The sequence below is a fragment of the Burkholderia sp. BCC1996 genome, assembly GCF_905339955.1.
Classification (GTDB): Bacteria; Pseudomonadota; Gammaproteobacteria; order Burkholderiales; family Burkholderiaceae; genus Burkholderia.
Genome location: NZ_CAJPHM010000028.1, coordinates 1 through 13,150, shown reverse-complemented (window position 1 = coordinate 13,150; position 13,150 = coordinate 1). Strand labels below are relative to the sequence as shown.

General features: G+C 66.6%; 10 protein-coding genes. 3 read left to right on the top strand and 7 right to left on the bottom strand.

Annotated elements, in window-relative coordinates; translation table 11 throughout:
* The first annotated feature begins 208 nt into the window (after positions 1 to 208).
* The 3 genes from U4Z64_RS30600 (at position 209) to U4Z64_RS30590 (ending at position 3,473) form a co-directional block, all read left to right on the top strand.
* Complete coding sequence (locus U4Z64_RS30600; protein ID WP_124488642.1) at positions 209 to 1,351, top strand: DUF2827 domain-containing protein; 1,143 nt, start codon at positions 209 to 211, stop codon at positions 1,349 to 1,351.
* 827 nt (positions 1,352 to 2,178) lie between these two features.
* Entirely contained in the window at positions 2,179 to 2,982 is an 804-nt protein-coding gene (locus U4Z64_RS30595) for an EAL domain-containing protein (RefSeq protein ID WP_044847404.1), read from the top strand.
* Positions 2,983 to 3,044: 62 nt separating this feature from the next.
* Positions 3,045 to 3,473 carry a hypothetical protein gene (locus U4Z64_RS30590; RefSeq protein ID WP_321821953.1) on the top strand — a complete coding sequence of 143 codons (429 nt, stop codon included), beginning with the start codon at positions 3,045 to 3,047 and terminating at the stop codon, positions 3,471 to 3,473.
* A gap of 86 nt (positions 3,474 to 3,559) precedes the next feature.
* On the opposite strand, the gene U4Z64_RS30585 is transcribed toward U4Z64_RS30590, so the two are convergent.
* The 7 genes from U4Z64_RS30585 to U4Z64_RS30555 form a co-directional block, all read right to left on the bottom strand.
* Positions 3,560 to 5,533, bottom strand: a complete 1,974-nt coding sequence (locus tag U4Z64_RS30585; RefSeq protein WP_321821919.1) for an FkbM family methyltransferase — start codon at positions 5,531 to 5,533, stop codon at positions 3,560 to 3,562.
* Between the two features lie 23 nt (positions 5,534 to 5,556).
* Positions 5,557 to 6,693: a DUF2827 family protein gene (locus U4Z64_RS30580; RefSeq protein WP_044847402.1), complete on the bottom strand. Its 1,137-nt coding sequence runs from the start codon at positions 6,691 to 6,693 to the stop codon at positions 5,557 to 5,559.
* Positions 6,694 to 6,721: 28 nt separating this feature from the next.
* Positions 6,722 to 7,189, bottom strand: coding sequence for a DUF4019 domain-containing protein (locus U4Z64_RS30575; protein ID WP_044847401.1), 468 nt, complete (start codon positions 7,187 to 7,189; stop codon positions 6,722 to 6,724).
* A gap of 25 nt (positions 7,190 to 7,214) precedes the next feature.
* Positions 7,215 to 8,369, bottom strand: a complete 1,155-nt coding sequence (locus U4Z64_RS30570; RefSeq protein WP_124529996.1) for a DUF2827 domain-containing protein — start codon at positions 8,367 to 8,369, stop codon at positions 7,215 to 7,217.
* A 14-nt stretch (positions 8,370 to 8,383) separates the two neighbouring features.
* Positions 8,384 to 9,529, bottom strand: a complete 1,146-nt coding sequence (locus tag U4Z64_RS30565) for a DUF2827 domain-containing protein (RefSeq protein ID WP_044847399.1) — start codon at positions 9,527 to 9,529, stop codon at positions 8,384 to 8,386.
* Positions 9,530 to 9,928: 399 nt separating this feature from the next.
* Positions 9,929 to 10,597 (bottom strand): OmpA family protein, encoded by a 669-nt coding sequence (locus U4Z64_RS30560; protein WP_321821918.1) that lies wholly within the window; start codon positions 10,595 to 10,597, stop codon positions 9,929 to 9,931.
* 122 nt (positions 10,598 to 10,719) lie between these two features.
* A partial coding sequence (locus U4Z64_RS30555; RefSeq protein WP_321821917.1) for a YadA family autotransporter adhesin occupies positions 10,720 to 13,150 on the bottom strand: 2,431 nt, incomplete at its 5' end.

The window sequence follows — 13,150 nt, the reverse complement described above, 5'->3', positions numbered from 1 at the left end:
GCGCCGGCCTCGTCGCATTTCGCATCCGGCCGTCGGCGATGGCGTGCATGGCCAGGCCCGCACGGTGCGGACGACGGCTCTCGGCCGCATCGCGTATGACCATGCCTGACAGTCTGGCGGCCGGCGCTCCGCTAGACTGGCGGATTACTCACGTGGCCATTGCCGTGAGCTACACTGCATCCATTCAATCACGCCCCCCGCCGACGAGATGAAGTCTCCTGCCCTGAACGGCCTGCGCATCGGTATCACGATCGGCCTGCGCGCCCCCGACGAAAGCCTGTGGATCAACGGCATCAAGCAGAACGCGTTGTTTCTCGCGAAGTTGTTGATGGCGTCGCCGCATGGGTATCGCGTGACGCTGGTCAACACGACCGACGTGGCGCTTACCGACGCGCTGCCTTGGGATCGCCGCGTATACGACACGCGCGCGTTCGCCGACATGAAGGATGCGCTCGACGTGGTGATCGAGCTGGGCGGTCAGATCGACGGCGAGCAGACGGCCTACCTGAAGGCGCGCGGCGCGAAGATCGTCAGCTACTGCTGCGGCTTCGAGTACATCACCTCGATGGAATCGATACTGTTCGGCCGCCGCATGTGGGATTCGCTGTTCATCAACCGCGGCTACGACGAGTTGTGGGCCATTCCGCAGATCGCGGAGTCGTCGCTGCCGTTCCTGCAGTCGCTGCGCCGTTGCCCGGGGCGCGTCGTGCCGTTCGTGTGGGACCCGATGTGTCTGGAGGCGCGTGCGCAATCGCTGCCGGAGCGTGGCGAATACCGGCCGCGCAGCGAACCGGGCAAGCGGCTGACGGTGATGGAGCCGAACCACAACGTCGTGAAGTTCTGCATGTATCCGATGCTGATCATCGACGAGGCGTATCGCCGCGACCCCGACGCGATCTGCTTCACGCACGTGACGAACGCCGATCGCCTCGCGCACAACAGCCCCGAGTTCGTGACGCTGATGAACTACCTGGACATCGTGCGCGCGGGCAAGGCGAGCTTCGTCGGGCGTTTCGACACGCCGTTGTTCCTGGCCGACATGACCGACATCGTCGTGTCGCATCAATGGGCGAACCCGCTCAACTATTTCTATTTCGACGTGTGCTGGCAGGGTTATCCGCTCGTGCACAACGCGAGCCTCGTGCCGGACCTCGGCTACTACTATCCCGGCAACGACGTGCAGAAGGGCACCGAGGCGCTGCTGCACGTGCTGCATACGCACGACGACGACTGGCAAGGGTATGCGCGGCGGCAGCGCGAGATCCTGCGCCGCTATACGTCGGCGAACCCCGCGCTCGTCGCCGACTACGACGCGCTGCTCGCGAACCTGATCGGCGCGACGGCGGCATAAGGCTGCACGACGCGGCACGCGCCGCCGCCTGCGGCCCGCGGCCGCATTCGATCGCGATTTGCGCGATCGAATGCGGTCGGCTTGATCCCGCCGCATGCCGTCAACCGGATTGTCCCGGGTTAATGTCTGAAGAAATGAGCCGTTAAAAAAGAAACCGCCGAACCGGGGAGATTCGACGGTTTTTGAAGGCACGAATTTGACGGCTCCGAGGGAAGTCCGTCAAAAATAATTTTATAGGTTAACTAGTCGGAAAGATTGTTAAATATCTTTCGATCGATGGCTGCCGTATAATTCGACTTAATTATTGTCGTTCAAGTCAGCCGGATTATCATTCAAATATTTTCAATATCGTTTGAAACGGCAAAATTGAATTCTGTGGAGACCGAATGCGTCGTCGCAACGCAATGGCTGCACGGTTTGCCAGCGGTTGCGAGGAATCCGGCCGTCGGGTCCGGGTAGCGTTTCGCTGGCGCGCATTTGTCATATGATATTTCAAACATCCGATTTTTGAAACGGGCCTTGCGATAAATTGATTCACCCGAAGATGTTCGGGTGGGGCAAATAACCAGTATCGATCGGAGTATCGTCGACGTTTTTGTGTAACCTGTCGCACTCTTGTCGATGTGCGCGTGTGGTGTATTTTCGGTGTTTGAATATCATTGACAATATCTGATTTGACGGCACGCCGGAATAAAAAGTACGCTCCCGAAAAAGATCGAAAAAGAGGTTGGGCCGGGTAGGCGGTGGTGCGCGTCGTGGTCGGCTCGCGCCACATGTATCGAGAGCGCGGGCCGTCATCGGCGGTCCGACAATTGCCGGAGCGCCGGATGAATGCGGTCGAACCTCGCCTGGAGGCGAACAGCGTAGCGAATCGGGACGAGATCGATCTCGTATTCGGCGCGCCTGACGATCACCCCGACCTTGCGTCGGTACGCAGTTTCGTCGAAAGCCGGCTCGGATTCGCGCGAGAGCCGGTTTGCCGCGCCGATTTGTCGGGCGGCGTGCTGTATCACGAATGCCTCGCGCGGCTGCGCTGGGGCGCGCGCGATGTCTTGCCGCCGCTCGCGTTCCTGCCGCGCCTCGAATCGCTCGGGCTGATGCGCTGGTTCGACCGGCTCGTGGTGGGCCGGACGATCGACGCGCTGCGCGCCGATCCGAAGGCCGTGTACGGCTGCAACGTCACGGCGACGAGCGCGGTCGTGGACGACGCGTGGCTCGCCCTGTTCAGGCGGCTCGAGCGCGAGCCGTCGGTCGCGGCGCGGCTGGTCGTCGAAATCACCGAGACGGGGCCGCTGAACCCCGTCGCGGGCCGGTCGTTCGTGAACCGGTTTCGCCAGGCCGGGTGCCGCGTCGCGATCGACGATTTCGGCGTCGGCTTCAGCGCGCTGAACAACCTGGTGGTCGGCAATCCCGACATCGTGAAGCTCGACAGGTCGGTCCTGTCGCTGATCAAGCGCAACGCGATCGGGCGCTACCAGTTTCGCCGGCTGATCGCGTTCGCGCACGAAAGCGCGCGGCACGTCGTCGTCGAAGGCGTGGAGAACGAGATCGACCGGCAGATCATCCTGGATTCCGGCGTCTCATGGGCGCAGGGCATCCGCTTTACATGGCGGTCACCGGCCGCCGCATGACGCTGCGGCGCGGGCGCGGCGCGCCGGCATCATACAACGAAGAATTGAATAGGGGCGTGGGCATGGCGGCGACGAAGAAGGCCGGGCACGGAACGGGCACGCAGGCGGCCGATGCGCGCGAGCTCGTCGCGATCGCCGAACTGGCCGAGATGCTGGAGCAACTCGGCGCCGACGCGATTGACGCGACCGTTGCACCGGTCGACGTCATGCCGTTTCTCGACGGCCTGAAGGACGTCTCGCAACACATTCACCGGATGAAACCGCTCGATGCCGACGGTCGCGAGCGCGCGGCGCGACACTATTTCGCCGGTGTGTTCGCGGGTGCTTGCGGCGACGATTCGGCGATCGCGTGCGGCGTATCGGGCAGTCTGGCGCAACAGGCCGGCGATGTCGGCCCCGCGGCGGCACGTTGTTTCGCGAGGCTTGCGCGCATCGGCCGGCGGCATGGCCGTGCGTTCGCCGAGCGACGCGGGCAGCGCGTGCCGGCTTGACGCCGGTTCGTGCATCACGTCCTCGTCAGGTTCTCGTCACGCTCCTCAGGAGTACTACCGCTTGCGTCGCGCGGCAAGGTCACTCGTCAATCCTTCCCGAAGCCACCCAGCACGAGCGCCAGCGCGCGGTCGACCGCATCGTCCCAGCGGCCCGGATGCGCGGCGCGCACGATCCGGATGCCCGGGTACAGCGCGGTACGCGAGCCGGTTTCCCAGCGCGCATCGGCTTTCGGGCTCAGCAGCAGGACGGCCGGCACGCCCAGCGCGCCGGCCAGGTGGATGTGCGCGGTGCAGGTGGTGACCACGGCGTCCATCGCGAGCATCAGTGCGGCCAGATCGCTGAAATCGCCGATCGCGTGATGCGGGAACGTGACTGGCAGATCCGACGGCTCGGACTGCGCGGCGATATCGCGGTTGATGCAGTACGCGGCATGGCCGCGCAGCCGCGCGAGCGGCGCGAGGTCGCGCAGGCTGGCCGCGCGCAGGAAGCGCGCATCGCTTTCGTCGCGGCCGCGCCAGTTGAGGCCGATGCGGCGCGTGCCCGGTGCGCTGCCATCGCGCGCGACGCGTTCGCGCCATGCCGCCGCCCGTTCGGGCGGGCACGACAGGTAGGCGGCCGGCGCACCGGCCGGTGCCGGCGCGTAGCCGAACTGCGCGGCCAGCACCAGGAACGAACACCAGTAGTCGTGAGCGATCTGCGACGTGTCGACCCACGCGCCGTGTGCGGCGACGACTTCGATGCGCGGGAACGTATGGCGCATCAGGTCGGCCAGCGCGGCGGGGACGATGACCGTCACCGCCACGCCGTCGAGCGCGTCGAGCGCATGCAGGTAGCGCGCGTACTGGAGCTGGTCGCCGACCCCGCCGTAGCTGATCACGAGCAGCCGCTTGCCGTGCAGCGGCTGGCCGTCGTAGAGCCGTTCCGTCGGCAGCCCGAACCGTGCGGCCGTGAGCACGTTCTCGCTGGCGATGGTCGCGCGTGCGGCTTCGTCGCGTCGGCCGGCACGCAGCAGCAGCGCCGAGCGCGCGAGTTCGACGCGCCCGCGCAGCGCGTCGGGCAGCGCGGCCGGTTCGCCGATGCGTTCGAGTGCCGCGAGCCCGGCATCGGGCGCGCCGGCGAAGCCGTAGCACGACGCGAGCTGGAACGCGATCGCATCGTCGTCGAGGCCCCGGCCGCGCGCGCACAGCCAGCGGGCGATCGCGTGGCCCCATTCGCAGCGGGATTCGTGGTCGAGCGCGCGGTTCCAGTGCGTTTCGGGCGCGTCGTCGGTCTCGGCTGACACGGCGGCATTCGCGTCATCGTCTGCCCGGGCGGATACGCGGCCGACGGGCTCGCCCGAGATGAACAGGCGTTGCCGGTCCCAGCGCGGGTTCGGCACGCACAACAGATTCGGCCCGTCGAACCGGTAGAACGTGTAATCGAGGCCGGCGAACGTATCGATGACGCGTGCGTCATCCGCGTTCCGGCAGGCGATCCAGCACCACGGCAGATGCGTTTCGATCAGCAGGCGCGCGCCGTGCAGCGCGTCGATCTCCATCCCGTCGATGTCGAGCTTCAGGAAATCGAGGCGCGGCAGGCCGAGCGAATCGAGCCTGACGGTCGGGGCGGGCGTGCCGTCGGCCGCGTGCGCGTCGACGCGTGCGGCCGGTTCGGCGCCGGCGGGGTGCCCGCCGTCTGCGTCGGGCACCGTCATCGTGCCGTTGCGGCTCGCGAGCCCCATGTTCAGCAGATGAAGGTTGTCGAGCTGGTTGAGCGCGACGGTGCCGCCGAGCGCATGGAACAGCGTGCGCCGCGGCTCGAACGCATGGACATGGCCGCCGCGATCGCGCAAGCGCTGCGCGATCGGCACGCAGACGAGTCCCGCATTCGCCCCGCCGTCCACCGCGAGCGCGCCGTCGGGCAACTGGTCGATCACCTGCATGATCGTGTCGAGCTCGCCCTGGTTGTGCGGCCGGCCGGTCTCGAGCAGCGCGTCGGCCTGCCGCGTGCTGTGCCGGTCGATGACGAACGGGCCGTGGATCGAATCGATCACGACGAAGTGGCGGACGGTGTGCTTCATGAACGGAGGGCGAACGGGCGCGGTCAGCCGAGCGCGCGCCCGGCGAACAGGCGCTGGATCTGCCCGGAATACGCGCGGACGTTGTGGTCGGCGAGCGTGTCGACCTGCTGCAGGCAGCGGCGGGCCGCTGCCGCGTAGTCGTCGAGCCGCGCGTCGTGCGTCTGCGCGGCGGTCGCGATCGCGCGTGCGGCGTCGAAGATCTCGAAGTCCGGGTAGTAATAGCCGACGTCGCGCAGGAACGGCGAGTTGTGCACGAGCGGATAGTTGCCGTACAGCGCGTCGTACAGCAGGTAGTTCAGGCCGTTTTCCCAATGGTGCGACACGACGATGTCGGTGTGATGCGCGGCCCACGCGACGAACGGCGCGCGCACGTCGGCCGTCGCCTTGCCGTCGCGCACCATCTCGAGCCCGAGCGCGAGATGCTTGAAGGCGACGTTTTCCTTCTTGTCGAACGTGTTGGTCATGTACACGTGTTCGACGAGCTCCGGATGCTCGACATAGCACGCGTTCGCGGCCAGCATCGGCACGATCGAACTCTTCACGACGTTCAGGTTCGGCTCGAAGAACGCGATGCGCTTGGCCGGACCGTGGTTGCGGTAGCCGAAGCGCGCCTTCAGCTCGGGGTCGGCGTCGAGGCTGCGTTCGATGAAGTACGGCGACCAGATGTGCGGCAGCTCGATCACCGGCGCGCGATATACGGCCTGGAAGTAGGCCGCGCACGTGTGCATGTGCTGCGGGTTGGTCCAGATCTCGTCGAACTGCACGCGGTTCGGGTTCGGCCGCCAGTTGTTCTTCTCGAAGTTGATCGTCTCGACCGCGATCACGTAGTCGTTGCCGAAACGGTACGACACGCACTTGCCGCCGCGCCGGCGCACCGCGTCCGTGTGCGACGGGTCGACGAACGCGTTCATCTCGATCAGCAGGTCGGTCTGGTGGACGATCGCCGACAACGGCCGCAGCGCGTCGCCGAACGCGTCCATCATCAGCGCCTGCGGGTAGTCGGTGATGCCGTCGTCGTGCGCGAGCCACACTTCGCCGATCAGCGGCGAGCGCTTCAGCAGCATGTACAGGTACACGCAATGCTGGTTCGCGCCGTTGTACCAGATCGACTGCGTCGCGTCGCGCTGCACGTTCATCGTAATCGCGACATTGATTTTCATCGGCGGCTCCGGGCGGACGGTGCGCGGTTCAAGGCGTGTAGTTCTGCGACTGGCGCGGCACGTAGCCGGTCAGGTGCCAGAGGCCGTCGTCGTCGAGGCGAAAGCTCAGCTTTTCGTATACGGTCGTCCCGGTCGTGAGCGTCGTCGCATAGTCGACATTCGCATAAAGGCCGTCGGGCATCGACGATGAATTCGTGTAGCGAATCCGCGTGATCTGCGCCCAGCCGCGATGGCTGACCATGCCGACCGACTGGCGCGCGCGCTGCATGTCCGCCGCGAACTGGTCCTGCTTGATGCGCGCCTTCACGAACCCGGCGGAGCCGGTCCACACCGCGCCGTACTGACCGGCGTCGAGCTGTTTGAAGACTGCATCTGCATCGCGCAGCAGCGCGTCCGCCGATTCGTCGCCGGATTGCGCGTGTGCGCCGATCGCGATCGAGGCGACGGCGCAGCCGATCAGCCATTTCGTGCGGGAGAGAGGCGGGTGTGCGTTCATGTCGGAGTCCGGAGAAGGTGGCGCGTCAAGCGTCGCGATAGAGCGACGCGATCGCGTCGGAATACGCGGCGACGTTGTCGGGGTTGTAGATGCTGACCGAGTCGAGCACGTGCTTCGATTGCTCGCGGTATGCATCGAGATTCGCGTCGTGTTCGGCAAATGCCCGCAGCAGCGCGCGGCCGCCGGCCTGGCAGTCGAAGTCCGGATAGAAATACCCGGCCTTGCCGAGGAACGGCGAGTTGTGGATCAGCGGATAGTCGCCGTACAGCAGTTCGTAGTACAGGTAGTTCTGCGCGTTTTCCCACGTGTGCGACACCACCGCGTCGCCGTAGGCGGCCATGAACTCGTACACCGCGTAGCGGCTTTCGAACGTCGTGATCCCGTGGTTCACGATGTCGAGACTCTTCGCGAAATGAACGAACGTCGTATGTTCCTTCAGGTGCAGCGTATTGCACACGCGCACGAATTCGACGAAATCGGGCTTCGCGCGATACGCTTCCTCGGTCACCAGCATCGGGATGATGCTCGTCTTCACCATGCAGATGTTCGGCTCGAACATCGTCACGCGCCAGCGCGGCTTGCCGGGCTGATAGCCGAACGACAAACCGGCGCCGAGCGTCGCGCGTGCCTTGTCGAACAGCATCGGATGCCAGATGTGCGGGACGATCGTCACCGGCGCACGCAGGCCCGTCTGGTAATAGTGCAGGCACGAGCGCTCGAATTCCGGAATCGTCCAGACCGCGTCGTACGGCGCGCCCGAGAACAGGAAGCCCGACGGCTTGTCGAACATCGCGCGTTCGATGTCGATCACGTAGTCGTTGCCGACCCGCATCGTGACGACCTTGCCGCCGCGGTCGCGGAACGCGCGCAGGTAGTCGGCGCCGAACTGCGCGCTCATTTCGATCAGCACGTCGCAGCGCTCGAGCGCTTCGTCCATCGACAGCAGCGGCACGTCCCATTCGCCGAGCATCATCTGCGGATCCGCGAGCTGTTCGCCGCCGTTCACCATCACGGCTTCAGCGACGAGCGGCGACTGGCGCAGCAACAGGATCAGCAGCAGGCAGTTCTGGAAGATGCCGTTTTCCCACAGCGACTGGCCGGCGCCGCGCACGAACAGCGACACGCCGACGACGAGACGCTTGCCCTCGCCGGGCGCTTGACGGGCATTGGAGTCCGACATGCGTATTCTCCGGTTCAGGCGACCAGACGCGAGACGAACGCGTCGAGGTTCGCGGGGTTGTCGATCGAGACCGACCGCAGCAGCCGGTCGGCTTTCGCGCGGTAGTCGTCGAGCTGCTCGTCGTGATGCAGCCAGGCATCGAGCAGCACGCGGCCGCCCGCGGCGGAATCGAAGTCCGGGTAGTAGTAGCCTGCGTCGCCGATCAGCGTCGAGTTGTGGATCAGCGGATAGCCGCCGTACAGCACGTCGTAGTACAGATAGTTCTGCGCGTTTTCCCAGTGGTGGGACACGACGGCGTCCGCATGGCGCGCCATGAAGCCCGGCAGGTCGATGCGCGGCTCGAACGTCGCCTTGTGCTGGCGTACGAGGTCGAGGCTGTTCGCGAAGTGCAAGAAGGTCGGATGGGCCTTCATGTGCATCGAGTTGACGACGAACAGATGCTGCACGGCGTCCGGATGCGCGCGGTAGAGTTCGTCGCACGCGAGCATCGGGTAGTGGCAGGACTTCACGACCGAGATGTTCGGCTCGAGCGTGGCGAGATTCCACGGGCGACGGCCGGGCCGATAGCCGAACGTCAGGCCTTCGCTCGCCAGCGCGGCGATGCGGCGATCGAGGAAGTACGGCGACCAGATATGCGGCATCAGGTGCACCGGCGCGCGCAACAGGGTTTGCAGCATCGGTGCGCCGGTCTTCTCGTACTGCGGCAGCAGCCATACTTCGTCGAACGGCGTGTCGTTGAAGATGTGTCCCGACGGCTTGCCGAAGATCGGTGTTTCACCCAGGCCGGCGTAGACGTGTCCGCAGAAGAAGGCGACGAGTTTCTTGCCGAGCGCCTTCATGTGCCTGCGCCATTCGAGCGGCAATTGCGCGCCCATCTCGATCACGACGTCGAGGTCGTGCGTGACGTCGGAAGGCTTCACGAGCGGCACGTCGAGGCCGTCGAGATCGAGCCCGGCCGGAAATGCGTTGGCGTCGCCGCCGTTCAGGAAATAGACGGGGCCGACGCGATCGGAGCGCTTGAGCATCATCGCGAGGAACGCGATGTTCTGGTGAATGCCGTTTTCCCAGATCGCCTGGCCGTCCCGCGCAAACAGCGAGATGCCGACGGCCGGCCGTTGCTTGCGGGTGCCGCCCGAGGCGGCTTGATTGATGTCCGTCACCGGTTGGTTTCCTCTGCGGCGTCGTGCGTTCGGCCGTGGCCGCGAAACGGCGCGCCGTGGATTGTCGTGGTTGTGTTCGCGCCGGCGCGCGCCGGAATATGAGTCGAGCGGCGCGAATCGCGGGGCGGCCGCCGGATTCCGGTGTGTCGTCGGGCGGGTCACGGCGCGCGACGCGGGCGGAACGCCTCGGCAGCTGTCTGCGGCGATTGTGGCACGGAAGGCGCCGTTTTGTGGAGGGGGCCTGACGAACTTTGACATAGCCGCCCGCGCGGGAGCCGGGGCCCCGGCGAAGCGGGGTCGGTGCGGTCGGGCGGGGTGGCCGGCGGGGCGGCTGCGCGTTGCCGGTCAAGGCCGTCGCGTGCGGGCGCGGGGTGCGCCGGGGCCGCGACGGCCGGCTGCTCAGCGCTGCAGCGAGATCTCGACGCGGCGGTTGCTCGCGCGGCCTTCGGCCGTCGCGTTGGACGCGACCGGATCGGCACTGCCGCGGCCCGTGACCGACACGGCCTGCGCTTTCAGTCCGTGTGCCTTCAGGTAGCTTGCGACGGTTTCCGCGCGGCGCTTCGACAGCGCGAGATTGGCGGCGTCGTTGCCGACCGAATCCGTATGGCCGGTGACCGTCACCTGCGTGTACGTGCGGTCTTCGCGTTCGTTCAGCAGCTTGTCGAGCGACGCGCGCGCGGCCGGCGTGAGCGTGGCCAGGCCCGTCGCGAACAGCGCGTCGCCCGCGAGGTTGACGTGTTCGACCGCGGCGGGCGCGGGGGCCGGCTCGGCCGCCGACGCAGCTTGGGCCGGCGCGGCGCCGCACTGGAACACCAGCGTCGCGGGATCGGATTTGTCGCGCAGCGCGCGGGCGGAATCGACGACGCGCACCGGCTGGTCGCCGCAGATCTTGCGGGCGGCCTTCATGCAGGTCTGCGGACCCGACAGCAGGCCGTGGCAGTCCACCTGGAAGGTGCGCACGCCGTCGCGCGGCTGCAGTTCGGAGGCGCTGAAGGTCGGGCCGGATGCGGTCGAGCACGCGGCGAGGGCCAGCGCGGAAAGCGCGAGCGCAAGAGCGAGTTTGTTCACGGTTACGTCCTCAATACTTGGGTTGACTGAAGCCCGCCGCGCGTTGCGCGGCGGGCTCGTCCTGCCGTCGGGGCCCCCTGGCGCCGCCGGCTCGCGAGCCGGCGGCGTGGCGGCGCGACGGGTTACTTCCACTGGTACAGCATGCCGGCGCCGATCACCTTCTGACCGCCGCTGAAGCCGCCGTTGATCGACGCCTTCAGGTTCTCCGTGATGCGCGCCTGCATGTTGACCGCCATCGCCTTCTGGCCGAGGAAGGTCGACGTGCCGATACCCATCCCGAAGTTGGCGTCGCGATCGAGCTGCGGGATCGACGCCATCGCGCCGACGGCCGCGATACCCTGCTTCGCCATCTGGTCGGTCTGCTGCAGTTGCGAACCCAGCGCGTTGATCTGCCCTTGCTGGCCGGACAGCGCGGTCGACAGCGTCGTCTGCACCTGCGTCAGCTGGTTCACGTTCACCGCGTCGGTGCCTTGCGTACCCGGCGCGACGTTCGTGATCTGGCGCTGTTGCGTGTCGCTGCCGACCGACACCACGTTCGAGCGACCGCCGTCGCTCGAATTCGCGCCGATCGCCACCGAGTTCGAGCCGGCGGTGACGGTCGGCCGGTCGGAGCCGGTGCCGTTCATGTCGGCCGCGATGGCGGTGTTGTTCGTCGCACGCGTCGTGTTGTTGTTGATCGTGGTCGACAACTGGTTCACCTGATCGCCGAGGTTCGTCACGCCGGTCGAAAGCGAAGCCACCGTGCTGTTCGTCGTGCTCAGGCCGGTCGACAGCGAGCCGATGCCGGTCGAGGTCGACGTCGACAACGACGTGAGGTTGCTGTTCGTCGAGCTGAGGCCCGTCGACAGCGAGTTGATCGCCGTCGAGGTCGACGTGGACAGCGACGTGAGATTGCTGTTCGTCGAGCTGAGGCCCGTCGACAGCGAACCGATGCCGGTCGACAGCGACGCGATGTTCGACGCGGTCGACGTGGACAGGCTGTTGACCGCCTGATTCGTCGCGTTGAGCTGGCTGCCGTTGATCGCGTCCGTGCTGGTGGCCGATACCTGGCCTGCCGCGACGTTCGTGATCTGGCGTTCCGCACCGGGTGCGCCGACGCTGAAGACGCCCACTGGCGAGGTGCCGTAGACCGGGTACGTGATGCCGCCGACCGTGACGCTCGACACGCCGACAGCGTTGCCCGTGGTCGAGTTCGCGCCCATCGCGATCGAGTTGGCGACATTGGCCTGCGCGTTCGTGCCGAAGGCGAGGGCGTCGGTTGCCGTGGCCTTCGCGTTCGAGCCGTAGGCCTGGGCGCCGATCGCGCTGGCCGTCGCCTGATTGCCGAGCGCGATCGTGTTGTCCGCGGTGGCCTGGTTTGCGCTGCCGAGGGCGAGCGCGCTGTTGCCGGTTGCCGTGTTCGCGTTGCCGAGTGCCACTGCGCCGGTGCCGGTCGCCGTGTCGTTCGCGCCCAGAGCGACTGCGCCGGTGCCCGTCGCGATGCTCGGGTCGCCGATCGCGACCGCGCCGTCGCCGCTCGCCGTGTTGCCGGAGCCGATCGACACCGCCTTGCCGCCGGTGGCCGAAGCGTTCTGGCCGATGGCGACCGCGCCTGCCGTCTGCGCGTTCGAACCGTCGCCGACTGCCACGCTGCTGGCGCCTGCCGCGCTGGCGTTCACGCCGGCTGCCAGCGAGTTGACGCCCGTCGCGCCGTCGTTGGCGTAGTTGCCTTGCTGCGTGCCGTTGTCGTTGACGCTGTAGTAGTGCGTCTTCGCGGCTTCGATCGCGGTCGAGGTCGAGGTGGACAGCGACGTGATCGAGCTGGTTGCCGTCGAGAGACCCGTCGAGGTCGACGTGGACAGCGACAGGATCGTGCTGGTGGCCGTCGAGAGACCGGTCGAGGTCGACGTGGACAACGAGTTGATCGAGCTGGTTGCCGACGACAGGCCGGTCGAGGTCGAGGTCGACAGCGAGCTGATCGAGCTGGTCGCCGACGAGAGGCCGGTCGACGTCGAAGTCGACAGCGAGGCGACCGAGCTGTCGGTCGAGCTCAGGCCCGTCGACAGCGACGTGACGCTGCTTGCGGTCGACGTGGACAACGACGTCAGCGAGCTGTTGGTCGAGCTGAGGCTGGTGGACAGCGAGCCGATCGAGCTGGTCGCGGACGACAGGCCCGTCGAGGTCGAAGTCGACAGCGAGCTGATCGAGCTGGTTGCCGAGGAGAGGCCGGTCGATGTCGAAGTCGACAGCGATGCCACGGTGCTATCGGTCGAACTCAGGCCCGTGGACAACGAGTTGATGCCCGTCGAAGTCGAGGTCGAGAGCGAGCTGATCGAGCTGGTTGCCGACGAGAGGCCGGTCGACGTGGAGGTCGACAGCGAGGCGACCGAGCTATCGGTCGAGCTGAGGCCGGTCGACAGCGAGCTGATACCCGTCGAGGTCGACGTGGACAGCGAGCTGATCGAGCTGGTTGCCGACGAGAGGCCGGTCGACGTGGACGTCGACAGCGAGGCGACCGAGCTATCGGTCGAGCTGAGGCCGGTCGACAGCGAGCTGATACCCGTCGAGGTCGAC

Excerpts from the sequence above, each read along its gene's own strand:
- U4Z64_RS30575 (WP_044847401.1), bottom strand. The coding sequence starts at position 7,189 with ATGAACGCACACCCGCCTCTCTCCCGCACGAAATGGCTGATCGGCTGC.
- U4Z64_RS30585 (WP_321821919.1), bottom strand. The coding sequence starts at position 5,533 with ATGAAGCACACCGTCCGCCACTTCGTCGTGATCGATTCGATCCACGGC.
- U4Z64_RS30580 (WP_044847402.1), bottom strand. The coding sequence starts at position 6,693 with ATGAAAATCAATGTCGCGATTACGATGAACGTGCAGCGCGACGCGACG.
- U4Z64_RS30590 (WP_321821953.1), top strand. The coding sequence starts at position 3,045 with ATGGCGGCGACGAAGAAGGCCGGGCACGGAACGGGCACGCAGGCGGCC.
- U4Z64_RS30600 (WP_124488642.1), top strand. The coding sequence starts at position 209 with ATGAAGTCTCCTGCCCTGAACGGCCTGCGCATCGGTATCACGATCGGC.
- U4Z64_RS30595 (WP_044847404.1), top strand. The coding sequence starts at position 2,179 with ATGAATGCGGTCGAACCTCGCCTGGAGGCGAACAGCGTAGCGAATCGG.
- U4Z64_RS30570 (WP_124529996.1), bottom strand. The coding sequence starts at position 8,369 with ATGTCGGACTCCAATGCCCGTCAAGCGCCCGGCGAGGGCAAGCGTCTC.